A 15,948-nucleotide genomic window follows, 5' to 3' on the forward strand; every position below is an offset into this window, starting at 1 on the left:
TTCCGTGAGTGCGACCCGACCGTCCGCCGGTCCCGAGCTGATGCTGCCGGGGCTCGCCGAGGTGTACGCGGCCTACGTCCGGGAGGCCGGCGCCCTGCCCGCGCAGCCCGGCGCACTCCAGGCCGAGATGTGGACGTCCGCGCAGCTCGGCGGCCTGGAGGCGGCGGCCCCGCACGCCGCCGCGCGCAGCGCCGCGCTCGGCGACCTGATCGGCCGCCTGCACGCGGCGGCCACCCCGGGCGCGCGGGCCTTCCTGCGGGCGCTCGCCGCGATCGGCCCCGCCGAGGGGCGCAGGGCCGCGGCCCGCGCCGCCGACGGCCTCGCCGGCGTCCCGGCGGCGCCCTGGGAGGACTCGCTCGGGCGGGTCGTCCCCGGCCAGGCGTGGCTGATCCAGGAGGGGCCCCTCGACGGCGACCGCCTGGTCTGCGAGTTCCGCTACGAGGGCGCCGGCACCGCCGGCATGCACGCCCTCGCCGTCCGGCTCTCCTACGGCGACGCCCCCGCCGAGATCGTCGTCGTCGGGGACGTCCCGGCGCTGATGGCCGCGGCGCGGCAGGCGATGCAGGCCGAGCTGTGCGTCGTCCAGCCCTACGACGCGGCGGCCGTGGGCGCGAGGCTGCGCGCCGCGCTCGGCGGGGGGCGCCCGTCCCCCGGAAGCGGCGGCGCGCCGCCCCTGCCCGAGGCGTGCTACCCGGCGCTGGCGCTGGCCCGGCACCGGGTGTCCCTCCTGCCCTAGCGGCCGAGGGCGCGGTAGCGGCGGACCGACAGCGGGAAGAACACCGCCGCGATCACCAGCGGCCACACGACCGCCATCAGCACGCTGTGCTGCGCCGCCCACGACCCGCCGGCCACGGGCTCGCCGAACAGCTCCCGGCACGCCGTCACCGTCGCCGACATGGGGTTCCATTCGGCCACCGCGCCCAGCCAGCCCGGCATCGTGCTCGGCGCCACCAGGGCGCTGGACAGGAACCCGATCGGCCAGACCAGGATCTGCACGGCGGCCACCGACTCCGGGCCCTTGGCCATCAGGCCGAGGTAGACGCCGAGCCAGACCAGCGAGAAGCGCAGGAGCAGGAGGAGGCCGAGCCCCGCGAGGGCCTTGCCCGCGCCGTCGTGGACGCGCCAGCCGATCAGCACGCCGCAGGCCGCCATCACGGCCAGCGCGACGACCGAGTGCAGCATGTCGGCGGTGGCCCGGCCCACGACGACGGCGGACGAGGCCATCGGCATCGACCGGAACCGGTCGGTCACGCCCTTGCTGGCGTCGCTCGCGATCGCGGCGAACGTCGTCTCGACCCCGAACGCCATCGTCAGCGCGAACATGCCGGGGACGATGAACGCCCGGTAACTGCCGCCGCCGGGCACGTCCATCTGCCCGCCGAACAGGTAGCCCATCATCAGCACGACCATCACCGGGAACAGCAGCCCGACGGCGACCTCGCCCGGCTTGCGCGCCCAGTGGGCGAGGGCGCGCGAGGTCAGCACCCACCCGTCGGCCGCGGCCCACCGCACCGCCTGGACGCTCACGCGTCCGCTCCTCGGGGGCACGACCCCCAGGTCCGCTTCGCTCATGAGGGCACTTCCTCCTTCTCGGTGAGGTGCAGGAACACCTCGTCCAGCGTCGGGCGGCGAAGGCCGATGTCGGCGACCGCGACGCCCGCCTCGTCCAGGGCCCGGACGGCCTCGGTCAGGGCGGCCGCCCGCCCCCGCACCGGCGCCCCGACCCGCAGGGCGTCGGCGTCCACGTCGACCTCGCCGGACGCGACCCGGCCGACGATCCCGGCGGCGGCGGCGAGGTTCCCGGGGTCGTCCACGACGACCTCGACGCGGTCGCCGCCGAGCCGCGCCTTGAGCTCGTCGGGGGTGCCCTCGGCGATGACGCGGCCGTGGTCGATCACCGAGACGCCGGAGGCGAGCCGGTCGGCCTCCTCCAGGTACTGGGTGGTGAGCAGGACGGTCGTGCCGCCCTCCACCAGGTCGCGGATCGCGTCCCACACCTCGCCCCGGCTGCGCGGGTCCAGGCCGGTGGTCGGCTCGTCCAGGAACAGCACGGGCGGCGCGAGGATCATCGAGGCGGCCAGGTCGAGCCGCCGCCGCATGCCCCCGGAGTACTCCCCCGCGGGCTTGGCGGCGGCGTCGGTGAGCCGGAAACGCTCCAGCAGCTCGTCCGCCCGCCGCCGCGCCCGCCCGGCCCCGAGGTGGTGGAGGCGGCCGAACATGACGAGGTTCTGCCGCCCGCCGAGCACCTCGTCGACCGCGGCGTGCTGCCCGACGAGGCCGATGCGGCGCCGCACCGCGACCGGGTCGCGGACCACGTCGTGCCCGGCGACGCGGGCGCCGCCGCCGTCCGGCCGGGCCAGCGTGGTCAGGATCCGGACGGCGGTGGTCTTGCCCGCGCCGTTCGGGCCGAGCAGGCCGTGCACCGTCCCGGCGGGGACGCGCAGGTCCAGCCCGGCCAGGGCCTCGGTGCCGCCGTAGCGCTTGCGCAGCCCTTCGGCGACGACCGCGAACCGTGGTTCCGTCACCCGTCCTCCAAAACTATGTACGCAGTACGGATTTACCATCGCGACCAATATAACGTACGCAGTACAGAGTTTCATCCTGAGAGGATCGGCCGGTGACCGAGTACAGCGGGGCGGGCGACCCCAAGCGCACCCTGGAGCTGCTGTGGGGGGTGCGGGAGCGCCCCAGGCGCGGGCCCAAGCCGCGGCTGACCGCGGAGGAGATCGTCCGGGCGGCGATCCGGCTGGCCGACGCCGAGGGCCTGGACGGGCTGTCGATCCGCCGCATCGCCGAGGAGCTGGGCGTCTCCCCCATGTCGATCTACACCTACGTGCCGGGCAAGGCGGAGCTGGTCGACGTCATGGTCGACCGCGCGTTCGGCGAGCTGGCGCCGCCCGGGGGCGGCTCCTGGCGAGACCGCCTGGAGCACATCGCCCGCGACAACTGGGCGCTGTACCACCGGCACCCGTGGCTGCTGCAGATCACCACGGTCCGGCCGCCGCTCGGCCCGAACACGTGCGCCAAGTTCGAGTACGAGCTGCGCGCCGTGGACGGCCTCGGCCTCAGCGACGTGGAGATGGACTCGGTCGTCGCACTCGTGACCGGCTTCGCCGAGAGCGCCGCCCGCGTGTCGGTCAACGCCGCCGAGGCCGAGCGCCGCAGCGGCATGACCGACGAGCAGTGGTGGGAGGCGAGCGCCCCCCTCCTGGAGACCCTGGTGAACGAGGACGACTACCCGCTCGGAAGCCGCGTCGGCGCCGCCGTCGGGAACGAGTACGGCTCCGCCGTCGCGCCCGGACGCGCCTTCGAGTTCGGCCTCGCCCGCGTCCTGGACGGCATCGAGGCGCTGGTCAGCTCCCGCTAGCCCGCCCGGTCCGCTTCGTCGCCACGGCGCTCGCCGGGTCCTCCGGCCACGGGTGCCTGGGGTACCGGCCGCGCAGCTCGGCCCGGACCGCCCGGTACCCCTCGCGCCAGAACGAGGCCAGGTCGGCGGTGACCGCCGCCGGGCGTCCCGCGGGCGACAGCAGGTGCACCACCAAGGGCACCCGCCCGCCGGCGAGCCGCGGCGCCGCGTCCCACCCGAACAGCTCCTGCACCTTCACCGCGAGGACGGGGCGCTCCCCGGAGTAGTCGACCCGGATCCGCGACCCGGACGGGACCTCGACCCGCTCGGGCGCGTACTCCTCCAGCCGCTTCGCCAGGTCCCACGGCAGCAGGCCGCGCAGCAGGCCCGCGACGTCGACCTTCGCCAGGTCGGCCCGCCGCCGCGCGCCCGCCAGCCACTCCGGCGCCCGCTCCAGCAGCGCCGCGTCGTCGACGGCCGGCCACGGCTCCCCGAGCGCCCCGCGCAGGAACGCCAGCCGCTCCCGCAGCGCGACCGCCCCCGGCGTCCAGCGCAGCAGCCCGAGCCCCTCCGCGCGCACCCCGTCCAGCAGGGCGGCGCGCACGAGACCGGGGTCCGGGTCGCGGAGCGGGCGCGCCTCCAGCTCGATCGCGCCGAGGCGCTCGACGCGGCGCGCGGCCACGTCGCCGTCGCGCCACACGACCTCCTCGGCGGTCTCCACCAGCGGCGCCGCCGCGGACCGCGCGACCTCCTCGTCGATCACCACGGCCTGCCGCACCCGCGCCGACGCCGCCCCGGCGGGGCGGTCGGCCGCCGCGACCGCGAGCCAGCCGGGCCGCGCCCCCGCCAGCGCCGACCCGTCCGCCAGCTCGGCCCCCGTCCCGGACGCCATCAGGTAGCCGCTCCCCCGCCGCGCCCGCGCCACCCGCTCGGGGAACGCCAGCGCCACCACGACCCCCGCCGCGTGGTCGTCGCTCCGGGACGGCGGGGCGCCGCCCTGCGCGGGGAGCGACCTGCGGAGGCGGGCCGCCTCGTCGCGCCAGCGCGCGGCGTGCGGATCGGCGGGCCGGCTCCGGCCGCGCAGGGCGCGCCAGACGGCGGTGAGGTCGTCGCCCGCCGCGCGGGGCGGCGGCTCGGACAGCAGGGCGACGATCTGCGCCGCGTCGCGGGCGCCGACCCGCGGGGCGCCGTCGAGGAGGGCGCGGGCGAGGCGGGGGTGCAGGCCGACGCGGGCCAGGCGGCGGCCGCGGTCGGTGGCGCGGCCGTCCCGCAGGGCGCCGAGGGCGTGCAGGACGCCGCGGGCGGCGTCCATCGCGGCGGGCGGAGGCGGGTCGAGGAGGGCGAGGCCGGACGCGCCGGGGTCGCCCCAGCAGGCCGCCTGGAGGGCGAAGCCGGCGAGATCGGCCAGTTCGATCTCGGGGCGGGGGCGGGCGGGGAGCCGGTCGTGCTCGGCCTGCGTCCAGCACCGGTAGACGGTGCCGGGGGCCTCGCGTCCGGCGCGTCCGGCGCGCTGGTCGGCGGTGGCGCGGGACGCGCGGACGGTGGTGAGCGAGCCGAGGCCGCGGGCGTGGTCGGTGCGGGGCTCGCGGGCGAGACCCGAGTCGACGACCGCGCGGACGCCGGGGACGGTGAGGCTCGACTCGGCCACCGAGGTGGCCAGGACGATCCGGCGGCGGGACGCGGGCGCGAGCACCTCGTCCTGCACGCACCCCGGCGCCTGGCCGTGGATCTGCAGGACCTCGGCGGGCGCGCCGGACAGCAGCCCGGCGACGCGGGCGATCTCGCCGACGCCCGGCAGGAAGCACAGGACGTCGCCGTCGCGCTCGGCCAGCGCCCGGCGGGCGGTCGCGGCGACGTGCGCGAGGAACCCCGGGTCGACGCGCATGCCGTGCGGCGGCGGGAGGGGGCGCGGCGGCGGCGCCCAGACCGTCTCGACCGGGTGGAGCGCCGCCGCGGTCTCCACGACCGGGGCGCCGCCGAGCAGGCGCGACCACGGGGCCGTCTCGGCGGTGGCCGACGCGGCGACCACGCGCAGGTCGGGGCGCAGCGCGGCGCGGACGTCGAGCAGGAACGCCAGCGCGGTGTCGGCGTCCAGGTGCCGCTCGTGGCACTCGTCCAGGATCACCGTGCCGACGCCGTCGAGTTCCGGGTCGGACTGGAGGCGCTGGAGGACCACGCCCGTGGTGACGACCTCGACGCGGGAGCCGGGGCGGGTCTCGCCCCGGACGGTGACGCCGACCCGGCCGCCGGGGCGCTCGCCGAGGAGCCAGGCCATGCGGCGGGCGGCGGCGCGGGCGGCGAGGCGTCGGGGCTCCAGGACCAGGACCTTGCCGGGCGCGGGCGGGGCGCCCTGCCCCTGCGCGAGGGCGAGGCCGGCGAGGGCGAGCGGGACCAGGGTGGTCTTCCCGGTGCCGGGAGGCGCCGCCAGCACCGCCGCGCCGTGCTCGTCCAGGGCCGCGCGCAGGGCGGGGACGGCGTGGCGGACGGGGAGGCCTTCGGCGGCGCTGAGGTGCATCGTCCCAGTGTGCCGCGCCGCCCGCGCCCGCGAGCAATCAATTGCATCGAAAAAGGCTTTGAATGTTGCGGTGATAGTTGCACCGCGCCTTTCAGCCAATCCTCGCGGCTCTTCTCCGGTGTTCCCCGAATCGTCTCACCCAATCACACCCGAACGGGCAGGTGAGCAATGTTCCAGGCCCAAGAAGTGGCGCGGGAGTTTGATTTAAGTCACCTCGCGAAGTGTGGCGGCAATGCTTGAGAATCCCCATACTGGTGGCGTCTAAGCAGGTGCTGGGAGGACGGACATGTTCGGCAGCTCCATCTACCTCAGGGACCGCCCCGCATTCACCGGCGGCTCGCCGCAGGCGGTGTACGAGGAACTCTGGCAGCGGGGCCGAAAAGGACGATTGCGGACACGCGCCTTTCTGGCCGCGGCGACGCTTGTGCTGTGCGGGCTGCTGGTCAACGCCGTTTTCGGAATCGCGATGGCCGTTCTGGTGGCGGTCGCGGACACGCTCGTCCATTGGCGCATTTACAGCGCGTCGCGGGTGTGGCGCCTCGGGCTGCGCGGCGACCAGCGCATGGACCGGTTCCTGCGCTACACGCTGGAGCGGCGCGGGCACCGCGTGCTGCACGCCCGGACGGTCCCCGGGCACGGGATCGCCGACGAACTGGTGGTCGGGCCCGGCGGCGTGTGGCTCGTGCACAACGAGGCGTGGTCGCCCGGTGCCGAGGTCTCCCAGCACGGCGGCAGGCTGTTCATCGACGGCCGGACGCAGACCAAGCTCGTCCGCGGCGTGACCGCGCGGGCCGAGGCCGCCGCCGAGGCGATCTCCCGCGCGGCCGGGACGCCGGTGACGGTGACGCCGGTACTGGCCGTCCACGGCGGCAAGCTCGCCCGCACGCCGTTCACCGCCGACGGCATCGTGTTCGCGCCGCCGCTGAAGCTGATCCGCTGGATGCGCCGCAACCCGGCCGCGGACCGCTCCGCAGAGGAGATCGAGGCGATCGCCCGGGCCGCCGTGCACGCCCTGCCCGTCGGCTCCCACGGCTCGGCCCGGGCCGCGGCGTGACCGGCCCCCCTCGCAGGAGGACGGCATGACCCACAGACACCTGTGGCCGGAGGGCTCACACGCCGCCGCTCACAGGGCGCCCACCGCCCGCGGGGGTTCCGCCACCTCTGCGGGCGGTGCGGCGCAGCCACAGCAGGCCCACCACCGGCAGGACCAGCGGCACGAACCCGTAACCGCGCCCGTACACGGACCAGACGGTCTCGTCGGGGAACGCGGCGCGGTCGGCGATGCTGAGCGTGCCCACGGCGAGCACTCCCACCAGTTCCGTCGCGCAGGCGGCGACCGCGACCCGGAACGAGGTCCGGCCGCCCCGGGCCAGGGCCACCGTCGCCACGACGTAGACGGCGGCGGCGAACGCCGACAGCAGGTAGGCGACCGGCGCCTCGGAGAAGCGGGTGGCGATCTGCACGCCCGCCCGCGCGCCGGCCGCGAGCGCGAAGACCGCGTAGACGGCGACCAGCAGCCGCCCCGGCCCGCCGGCGGTGGCGCCGGGCCGGACACCGCCGCCCGTGCGGGCCTCGGCGCCGGCGCGGGCGCCGTCGTCCGCGCGGGTCAGCGGCTCCCGGGCCGCGGTCTCGGGGACGGGCCGGTCCTCGCGGACGGCCTCGGTCTCGCGGGCGGGCTCGTGTTCGGGGTCAGGCACCGGTGCCGCTCCACAGCTGGTTCATCCGCACGATCATGACGGCGACGGCCACCCCGGCCACGACGAGCACGGTGGGGCCCCACCGGGTGCGCTCCAGCAGCCCCCACCCGGCGCCGGCGACGGGGATCAGCAGCGACCCCAGCAGGTAGCCGACGAAGGTGGCGGGGCCGTCCGGCCCCTGGCCGCCGGAGAGCTTGACGAAGGCGACCACGGCCTGCGCGACCAGCAGCACCTCCAGGACGCCGAACGCGCCGAGGTCGGCGGCGCCCATCGCCCGGCCGCGCAGCGCCGTCACAAGGGCGTAGCCGGCGGCCAGCAGCGCCGCCACGATGGTCGTGGCGGACAGCACGTTCGTCACGGCACCAAAGAGTACTACCGGCTGTAGAGCAACCGCGCCGCAGCCCGGCGGGCCCCGGCAAGGGCGGCGCACGACCGGCGGCGCGGGACCGGCGGGCGGCCGGGCATGGCAGCATGGCGGTCGTGAACGCGCTGCGATGGCTGACCCTGACCCGGCACGGAGAGAGCACCGGCAACCTCGCCTACCAGGCCGTCCTCGGCACCGACGCCGAGGAGGTCGACATCCCCGAGCGGGACGCCGACGTCCCGCTGTCGGACACCGGGCGGGCGCAGGCGGCGGCGCTCGGCCGCTGGCTGGAGGGCCTCCCCGAGGACGAGCGCCCCACCACGGTGATCGCCTCTCCCTACGTGCGCGCGCTCGACACCGCCAGAATCGCGCTCGCCGAGACGTCCTTCGCGGCGCCGCGCATCAAGGTGGACGAGCGGATCCGCGACCGCGAGCAGGGCGTCCTTCAGGGGCTCACCCCCCGCGGCGTCCGCGCGCGGTTCCCGGGCGAGGCCGACCGGCTGCGCCACCTCGGCAAGTTCTACCACCGGCCGCCCGGCGGCGAGTCGTGGGCCGACCTGGCGCTGCGGCTGCGCAGCTTCTACCGCGACCTGGAGGCCGGCGCCCCCGGCGGCCGCGCCCTGGTCGTCGCCCACGACGCGATCATCGTCATGACCCGCTACCTGGTGGAGGAGCTGACCGAGCAGGAGGTCATGCGGATCGAGAAGGAGCCCGTCGCCAACGCCTCGGTCACCCGCTGGCGCCACGACGGGACCGGGCTCACGGCCGTCTGCTACAACGACTGCGCCCACCTCGCCGCGACCGCGGTGCCGCCTCCTACTGCTCGCCGCTGAGCAGCCGGGCGCTGCGCGAGTTCACGGCGGCCAGCCGCGGATCCCCCGGCGGCAGGACGCCCCGCAGCCGCTCCAGCGCCTCGAGGTCGGCGCGGCCCGGCTCGGTCTGCGCGTAGGTCCACAGCACGTCGGCGCCGCCCCGGTCGAGCACCTGCCGCCGGACGCGCACCGCCAGCTCGTCGCGCTCCGCGCGGACGGCGGGCGCGTCCGAGCGCGGCAGCAGCTCGCCCCCGTACAGCCGCACGGCGCCGGCGACGTCCCCCTCGTCCAGCATCCGCCGGACGGCGAGGAAGTCGGCGTCGACCGCGCAGCCCAGCCGGTAGGGGCGGGCGCGCACGACGTCGCCGAACTGGTGGCGGAGCCGGTGGATCTCGGGGCGGACGGTCGCCGCGCTGCCCTCGTCGCCGTACAGGCACAGCGACAGCCGGTCTCCGCTGAGGCCCCGCGGATGCAGCGCCAGCAGCGCGAGGATCTCGGCGTGCCGCAGCGTCAGGTCGAACCGCCGGCCGTCCAGCAGCGCGTGCGACCCGTCGCCCAGCAGCGCCAGCGTCAGCAGCGGCGCCCCGGCGGCCGCGGGCCTGGCCGCCAGGCCGCGCCCGGTCCGGGCGCTGTCGTCGACCCGGCCGCGCGCCCCCGGGATCCGCAGCAGGAACGCCTCGCCCAGCGGCTCGGCGACGGCGGTGCGGCCGTCCGGCAGCACGACCGTGCCCCCCGGCTCGGGGACGGCGACGCGCCGGCCGACCAGCCCGCCGTCCGGCGCGGCGAGGATGCGGCCGGTGGCGGTGGCGAGGACGCCGGTGCCGCGCAGCCCCCGCAGATGCGGCAGGAGCCGCTCGCGCAGCCGCTGGTCGCGCACCAGCATCTCGTTCTCCAGCCGCGCCTCGGCCAGCCGCGCCGCGGCGGCGACCAGCGCGACGGTCGCGGGGTGCAGCGCCTGCACCGTCGCGCTGACGTCGATGCAGCCGACCACGCGCCCCGAGTCGGGATCGGTGATCGGAGCGCCGGCGCACGACCAGCGGTGCAGGACGTGCGCGACGTGCTCGGCGGCGTACACGTACTCGGGCCGGCCGGAGGCGAGCGCGGTGCCGATGCCGTTGGTCCCGACGGCGTCCTCCGACCACAGGAAGCCCTCGGTGAGGCCGATGGCCTCGGCGGCGCGGCGGGCGAAGGCCGGGCCCTGCGTCCACAGCACGTGCCCGGCGGCGTCGGTGACCACCATCAGGTGCTCGGCCTCGTCGGCGACCCGCCGCAGCAGCGCCTGCAGCATCGGCAGGTGCGGTTCGAGGGGGTGCGCGCCGCGGGCGCCGGCCAGGGAGTCGCGGTCGAAGACCAGGGGCGCCGCCTCCATGCCCTCGTCGACGTCGGCGTCCCTGGAGCGCCGCCACGACTCGGCGATCGGCGCCCGGACGGTCACCGGCTCGCGCACCACGATCAGCCCTCTCTCCCGGCGGGAACTCCGGCTCCGTTCGAGCATCGGTCCATCTCCTGGGCGGTGCAACCGATTCGCCGGATCCCGCCTGACCGGATCACGGCACGGTCCGTGACCGGCTGATCGCAACGTGCGTGCAACGTGGGAGCGCCTACCGTGAGCGGCGCCGGGGAGCCGGAGGACCATCCTGTGGGTCCGCCGTCCCGCACGCGTCCGGGGGGAATGCGTGCGGGACGGCCCGCTCCCGGCGCTACAGGGGGAGGATCGAGCACCCATGCTCTGCCTGACGTGCCACCGCGTCCGACCGGCCGCGAGCCGGGCGGACTACACCACCGAACGCGCCTCGCTGATCGTGCGGCAGGGGCTGTGCGCCTGCGGCGCGCCGCCTGGCCCGCGCGCCTTTCCGGACGGGCGGCGGCCGCCCGTCCGGAAAGGCGCGCGCACGGAGATAAACCGGTGAGTTCAAAGAACGTTCACGGTCGATGCGCCTAGAGTTCAAGGAGATTCCACCCGCCGGCCCCGGAAGGGAGCGCCATGACCGTGATACCGGGTCTCGTCCGCCGCGCCGCCGCCGAGGTGGAGCGCCATCTGCGCGAGGGCGCCGGCGTCCTCGTCAGAGCCGGGCGAGATCTGGAGCGGTCGGCGGAGCTCGTCCGGCTGCTGCCCGCCCTCGTCGAGCGCCTGTCGGTCGTGGAGCGGTCGGTCCGCGTCCAGGGCGCCGAGCTGCGCACGATCCGCAACGAGCTCGACTCCCTGGTCGGGGAGCTCAACGACCGGCTGCTGCCCCGCCTGGACGAGCGCATGGACGACACCGAGCGCGACCTCGCCGCCATCGCCACCAGCCTCGTCCGGACCGGCCGCGAGACCGCCGGCGACCACGTCCGGCTGGAGGCCGCCGAGCGCCGCGTCGCCGACCTGCGCGCCAAGGTCGCGGCGCTGGAGCAGCGTACCGGGCTGTGGCGCGACCTGCAGTCCACCGTCACCAGGTTCGGCGACGACCTGGACGCGATGCGCGCCCGGATGGCGCTGCGCACCGCCGAGCCGCCGCCGGACACCGCGCCCGCCCCGCTGCAGAACCTCACCGACCGCCCGGCATAAGGGGACATCGGCGGGCGTCCTGGAGAATGGGGGCATGACTCAGCCGTCCGACACCCGTCCGTCCGCCGCGCGCGGTTTCGCCAGCGACAACCAGGCGAGCGTCCACCCGGAGGTCCTCGCGGCCCTGGCCGAGGTCAACACCGGGCACCAGCCCGCCTACGGCGACGACTCCGTCACCGCCCGGCTCCGCGAGGTCGTCCGGCGCCACTTCGGCGAGCAGGCCGAGGTGTTCCCGGTGTTCAACGGGACGGGCGCGAACGTGGTGTCGCTGCAGGCGATGTCGGAGCGGTGGAGCGCGGTGGTGTGCCCCGAGTCGGCCCACATCAACACCGACGAGTGCGGCGCGTCCGAGAAGATCGCGGGGCTGAAGCTCGTCACGGTGCCGGCGCCGGACGGCAAGCTCACCCCCGAACTGGTGGACCGGTACGCGACGGGCTTCGGCAACGTCCAGCGGCGGGAGCCGGCCGTCGTGTCGATCACCCAGAGCACCGAGCTCGGCACCGTCTACACCGCGCGGGAGACGGCGGCCGTGGCGGCGGCGGCGCACGAGCGCGGCCTGTCGGTCCACATGGACGGCGCCCGCATCGCCAACGCCGCCGCCTCTCTCGGCCTGCCGCTGCGCGCCCTCACCACCGACGCGGGCGTGGACGTGCTGTCGTTCGGCGGCACCAAGAACGGGCTGCTGCTCGGCGAGGCGATCGTGGTCCTCGATCCGGGCGCCGTACGGGGGCTGGCCTACCTGCGCAAGTCGAGCATGCAGCTGGCGTCCAAGATGCGGTACGTGTCGGCGCAGCTCATCGCGCTGCTGGACGGCGACCTGTGGCTGCGCAACGCCGCGCACGCCAACGCCATGGCCCGCCGCCTGGAGGCCGCCGCCCGCGCCGTCCCCGGCGTCGAGATCACCCAGGCGGTGCAGGCCAACACGGTGTTCGCGCTCATGCCGAGGGACGCGGCCGAGCGGCTGCGCAAGCGGTTCCCCTTCTACACCTGGGACGAGGCGAGCGGCGAGGTCCGCTGGGTCTGCTCCTTCGACACGACCGAGGAGGACGTGGACGCCTTCGCCGCCGCGCTCGCCGAGGAGACGGCGGCCTGACCGGCCCGATCATCCCGATCATCGGGAGCGCCCCCGCCCGCCCGGCGGCCCGCGGGTTATGGTGTGACCGAACATGATTCGGTTACAGGAGGCGAGCTCGATGGCCAACCGCACCTTCGTCGTCGGCGTGGGCATGACCAAGTTCGAGAAGCCCGGCTCCCGCGACTGGGAGTACCCCGACATGGCCAAGGAGGCCGTCGGCAACGCCCTGGAGGACGCGGGCGTCGGCTACGACGCCGTCGAGACGGCCTACGCCGGCTCGATGTACGGATCGATGGGCCAGCGCGCCCTCTACGAGACCGGCCTGACCGGCATCCCGGTCATGACCGTCATGAACGCGTGCGCGACCGGGTCGAGCGCGCTGTTCCTCGCCCGCCAGGCCGTCCGCGGCGGCCTCGCCGACTGCGCCCTCGCGCTCGGCATGGAGAAGATGAAGAAGGGCTCGCTCGGCGCCGGCATGGGCGAGTCCAAGGTCACCATCATCGACCACCACCTGCGCTCCATGACCGCGGGCCGCGAGTGGGAGCTGGACAAGGCGCCCATGCCGCAGATGTTCGGCAACGCCGGCCGCGAGCACATGGAGAAGTACGGCTCGACCCCCGACCACTACGCCTGGATCGGCTGGAAGAACCACAAGCACTCGGTCAACAACCCCTACGCGCAGTTCCAGACCGAGTACTCCCTCGACGACGTCAAGAACGCCACGATGATCTTCGACCCGCTGACCAAGCTGCAGTGCTCCCCCACCTCCGACGGCGCCGGCGCCGCGCTCGTCGTCAGCGAGCGGTTCCTGGACGAGCACGACCTGTGGGACCAGGCCGTCGAGATTGCCGGCCACCACATCGCGACCGACACGCAGGAGAGCTTCGCCGACCACTCCTCCATCCAGGTCGTCGGCTTCGGCGTCTCCCAGCGCGCCGCCCGGAAGGCGATGGACGAGGCCCAGGTCTCCATCGACGACGTCGACGTCATCGAACTGCACGACTGCTTCAGCGCCAACGAGCTCATCACCTACGAGGCGCTCGGCATGGCCGAGGTCGGCGAGGGCCACAAGCTCGTCGACGACGAGGCCACCACCTACGGCGGCAGGTGGGTCGTCAACCCCTCCGGCGGCCTCATCTCCAAGGGGCACCCCCTCGGCGCCACCGGCCTCGCCCAGTGCGCCGAGCTGACCTGGCAGCTGCGCGGCAAGGCCGGCGCCCGCCAGGTGGACGGCGCCCGCGTCGCCCTCCAGCACAACATCGGTCTCGGCAGCGCCTGCGCCGTCGCCGTGTACAAGCCCGCGACCGCCTGAGCCTCGGCAGGCAGCGGGGCCAGGTCCGCTCGCCCCGTCCCTCCACGCGCCACCCGGCCGGGCCGCGCGTAGAGGGACGGGACGAAATCGTCCCGGCGCGGCGGACGCTCACCGGGCGCCAGCTCATGCGACAAAGATTGACTTTTGTCTCACAGTCGTTACGGTGAGGTGAGCAACCGCCGGCAGGAGGTGCGATGCCCACCCCTCCCCCGCCCCCCACGGTCGTCGCCGCCGCCGCGCGCGGGCCCGCCCGCACGGCGCCCCGCGCCCCGCTCGGCCCCGGCACGCTCCTCTGGCGGCACGCCGCCGACCTGCGCTCCCTGCTCCCCGGCGCCGCCGCCGGGCTGATGCAGCTCATGCACCCCGGCATCGGCGCCGGCGTCACCGAGCACTCCGCGTTCTTCGACGCCCCCTTCGACCGGATCCACCGGTCCGTCCCGCAGATCTGGGCGACGATCCTCGCCCCGGACGGCGCCGCCCGCGCCCGCACCATCCGCGACCTGCACCGCGCCATCGGCGGCGTGGACGAGCGCGCCCGCCGCTACCACGCCCTCGAACCCGAGACGTTCTGGTGGGCGCACGCCACGTTCACCTGGGAGATCTTCAAGGCCGCCGAGACCTTCCACCCCGGCACGCTCACCGCCGAGGACCACGAGCAGATGTACGCCGAGACCGTCACCTGGTACTCCCGCTACGGCGTCAGCATGCGGCCCGTCCCCGCCGACTACGCCGCCTTCCAGTCCAGGTTCTGGCACATCTGCGCCCGGACGCTCGAACTCACCCCCGCCGCCGCCCGCGCCCTGGAGATCGCCAAGCACGGCTCCGGCACCGTCACCCTGCTGCCCGTCGGCGGCCCCCGCATCGACCGCGCCGGACGCCTCGTCATCGAGCGCCCGCTCCGCCTGATCACCTTCGGCTGCCTGCCGCAGGTCGTCCGGGACCGCTTCGACATCCCGTGGTCCCCGCTCGACCAGGCCCGGTTCGCCGCGCTGGCCCTGGCCAACCGGCAGGGCTACCGCATGATGCCCACCGGCCTCAACCACTGGGCCCTGCGCAGCATGCTGCGCTACATCGGCGCCCAGACCCGCGAGAACCGCTACCACCCGGCCGCCTGAGCGGCGCCCTTCTCCCCGCAGGTCACGCAACGTTCTTGTCGAAGGGGCCCGGAGGTCGCATGCGCTTCAGGCGGGTAACCGGACACTGAGGTGTGGAGACGATCACCGTCGGCGCGGATCCCGCGGCGGCCGCCAAGCTCGGCCTTGGCGCCGACGCCGCGACACCGTCCCTCGTCCAGCGGATCCACCGGGCCCGCTGGGGGGCCGCCGCGCTCCTGCTGACCGCCCTCACCGCCGCCGTCCTGGCGACCGCCGGCCCGGTACGGCCGGCCCTCGCCGCGATCGGCCACATGCGCTGGGGGTTCCTGCCCGGCCTGGTCCTGCTGTCCCTGCTGCACTACGTCTGCTCGGCGGTCGCGCTGCGCGGCGCGGCGGGCCGCCCGCTCCCCCTTGTCCGGACGACGATGACGCAGCTCACCGCGTCGGCCGCCAACCGCGTCACACCGGGCGGACTCGGCGCCGCGGCCGTCAACACCCGCTACCTCGTCTGCCGAGGGCTGCCGCTGCCCCGCGCCGCCGTCGCCGTGGCGGTCCTCCAGGTGGCCGGCGTCCCCGCCGACCTGCTGCTCATGGGCGCGGTCGTCGGCCTCGGCGCCGTCCTGGCCCCGGGAGCCGGGAACGACCGGATGCTGGACGCCCTCGGCCACCACGCCTCCCGGGCCGCCGGCCTCGTCCCGCCCCTCCCGCTGCTCGTCGCCGGCGGCGTCCTGCTCCCCGCCGCCGTACTGTGGGGCCGCCGCGCGGTCCGCTCCACCGCGGCCCGCAGCGCCGCGGCCGGACTCGCCGACCTGTGCCGCCGCCCGCGCGACCTCGCGGTCACCCTCGCCGCGTCCGCGGGGACCACGCTCGTCCTCGGCGTCGCGTTCGCCCTCAGCGTCCTCGCCGTCCCCGGGACGGCGGTGGGCCCCGCGATGGCGCCCGCGCTCCTCGCCGCCTACCTGGTGGGGGCCGCGGCGGGCTCGGCCGTCCCGACGCCCGGCGGCGTCGGCTCCACCGAGGCCGCCCTCGTCGCCGCGCTCGCCGCCCTCGGCATCGCCGCGGGCCCGGCCCTGCACGCCGTCCTGCTGTTCCGGGCGGTCACCTTCTGGGCCCCCGTCCCCCTGGGACTCCTGGCCTGCCGGACGCTCCGGCGGTGACCCCTTCGTCGTGCTCAGCAGGCGTGCG

The 15,948-nt window shown here is 75.9% G+C and carries 15 protein-coding genes; 9 read left to right on the top strand and 6 right to left on the bottom strand.

The window, feature by feature from the left end; translation table 11 throughout:
- The first annotated feature begins 4 nt into the window (after positions 1–4).
- The gene (locus BKA00_RS14280; protein ID WP_230299083.1) at positions 5–736 is read left to right on the top strand and encodes a hypothetical protein; all 732 of its coding nucleotides are present in this window, start codon (positions 5–7) and stop codon (positions 734–736) included.
- On the opposite strand, the gene BKA00_RS14285 is transcribed toward BKA00_RS14280, so the two are convergent.
- Both BKA00_RS14285 and BKA00_RS14290 read right to left on the bottom strand, forming a co-directional pair.
- Positions 733–1,572, bottom strand: a complete 840-nt coding sequence (locus tag BKA00_RS14285) for an ABC transporter permease (RefSeq protein ID WP_185025354.1) — start codon at positions 1,570–1,572, stop codon at positions 733–735. The genes BKA00_RS14280 and BKA00_RS14285 overlap by 4 nt on opposite strands.
- Positions 1,569–2,525, bottom strand: a complete 957-nt coding sequence (locus BKA00_RS14290; RefSeq protein ID WP_230299084.1) for an ATP-binding cassette domain-containing protein — start codon at positions 2,523–2,525, stop codon at positions 1,569–1,571. Before BKA00_RS14290 ends, BKA00_RS14285 begins: the two co-directional genes overlap by 4 nt.
- A 92-nt stretch (positions 2,526–2,617) precedes the next feature.
- Here BKA00_RS14290 and BKA00_RS14295 point away from each other — a divergent pair, with 92 nt between their 5' ends.
- Positions 2,618–3,367: a TetR/AcrR family transcriptional regulator gene (locus BKA00_RS14295; protein WP_185025356.1), complete on the top strand. Its 750-nt coding sequence runs from the start codon at positions 2,618–2,620 to the stop codon at positions 3,365–3,367.
- Here the strand turns inward: BKA00_RS14295 and hrpB are convergent.
- The gene (hrpB, locus tag BKA00_RS14300; protein ID WP_185025357.1) at positions 3,354–5,861 is read right to left on the bottom strand and encodes an ATP-dependent helicase HrpB; all 2,508 of its coding nucleotides are present in this window, start codon (positions 5,859–5,861) and stop codon (positions 3,354–3,356) included. The genes BKA00_RS14295 and hrpB overlap by 14 nt on opposite strands.
- A 286-nt stretch (positions 5,862–6,147) precedes the next feature.
- Here hrpB and BKA00_RS14305 point away from each other — a divergent pair, with 286 nt between their 5' ends.
- Positions 6,148–6,915, top strand: a complete 768-nt coding sequence (locus BKA00_RS14305; RefSeq protein WP_221493153.1) for an NERD domain-containing protein — start codon at positions 6,148–6,150, stop codon at positions 6,913–6,915.
- A gap of 55 nt (positions 6,916–6,970) precedes the next feature.
- On the opposite strand, the gene BKA00_RS14310 is transcribed toward BKA00_RS14305, so the two are convergent.
- A complete protein-coding gene (locus BKA00_RS14310; RefSeq protein WP_185034203.1) occupies positions 6,971–7,378 on the bottom strand; it encodes a hypothetical protein in 408 nt (135 codons plus the stop codon).
- A 172-nt stretch (positions 7,379–7,550) separates the two neighbouring features.
- The gene (locus BKA00_RS14315) at positions 7,551–7,916 is read right to left on the bottom strand and encodes a hypothetical protein (protein WP_185025358.1); all 366 of its coding nucleotides are present in this window, start codon (positions 7,914–7,916) and stop codon (positions 7,551–7,553) included.
- Positions 7,917–8,029: 113 nt separating this feature from the next.
- On the opposite strand from BKA00_RS14315, the gene BKA00_RS14320 reads away from it, so the two are divergent.
- Positions 8,030–8,755, top strand: coding sequence for a histidine phosphatase family protein (locus tag BKA00_RS14320; RefSeq protein ID WP_185025359.1), 726 nt, complete (start codon positions 8,030–8,032; stop codon positions 8,753–8,755).
- Here the strand turns inward: BKA00_RS14320 and BKA00_RS14325 are convergent.
- Positions 8,739–10,229, bottom strand: coding sequence for a GAF domain-containing protein (locus BKA00_RS14325; protein WP_185025360.1), 1,491 nt, complete (start codon positions 10,227–10,229; stop codon positions 8,739–8,741). The genes BKA00_RS14320 and BKA00_RS14325 overlap by 17 nt on opposite strands.
- A 489-nt stretch (positions 10,230–10,718) precedes the next feature.
- Here BKA00_RS14325 and BKA00_RS14330 point away from each other — a divergent pair, with 489 nt between their 5' ends.
- The 5 genes from BKA00_RS14330 to BKA00_RS14350 all read left to right on the top strand — a co-directional run bounded on the left by BKA00_RS14330 (position 10,719) and on the right by BKA00_RS14350 (position 15,920).
- Positions 10,719–11,282 carry a hypothetical protein gene (locus BKA00_RS14330; protein ID WP_185025361.1) on the top strand — a complete coding sequence of 188 codons (564 nt, stop codon included), beginning with the start codon at positions 10,719–10,721 and terminating at the stop codon, positions 11,280–11,282.
- A gap of 34 nt (positions 11,283–11,316) precedes the next feature.
- Complete coding sequence (locus BKA00_RS14335) at positions 11,317–12,375, top strand: threonine aldolase family protein (protein WP_185025362.1); 1,059 nt, start codon at positions 11,317–11,319, stop codon at positions 12,373–12,375.
- Positions 12,376–12,475: 100 nt separating this feature from the next.
- Positions 12,476–13,669 (top strand): thiolase C-terminal domain-containing protein, encoded by a 1,194-nt coding sequence (locus tag BKA00_RS14340; RefSeq protein WP_185025363.1) that lies wholly within the window; start codon positions 12,476–12,478, stop codon positions 13,667–13,669.
- A 194-nt stretch (positions 13,670–13,863) separates the two neighbouring features.
- Positions 13,864–14,784 (top strand): oxygenase MpaB family protein, encoded by a 921-nt coding sequence (locus tag BKA00_RS14345; protein WP_185025364.1) that lies wholly within the window; start codon positions 13,864–13,866, stop codon positions 14,782–14,784.
- A gap of 92 nt (positions 14,785–14,876) precedes the next feature.
- Positions 14,877–15,920, top strand: a complete 1,044-nt coding sequence (locus tag BKA00_RS14350; RefSeq protein WP_185025365.1) for a lysylphosphatidylglycerol synthase transmembrane domain-containing protein — start codon at positions 14,877–14,879, stop codon at positions 15,918–15,920.
- The last annotated feature ends 28 nt before the right edge of the window (positions 15,921–15,948 follow it).

Source organism: Actinomadura coerulea (assembly GCF_014208105.1).
GTDB lineage: Bacteria > Actinomycetota > Actinomycetes > Streptosporangiales > Streptosporangiaceae > Spirillospora > Spirillospora coerulea.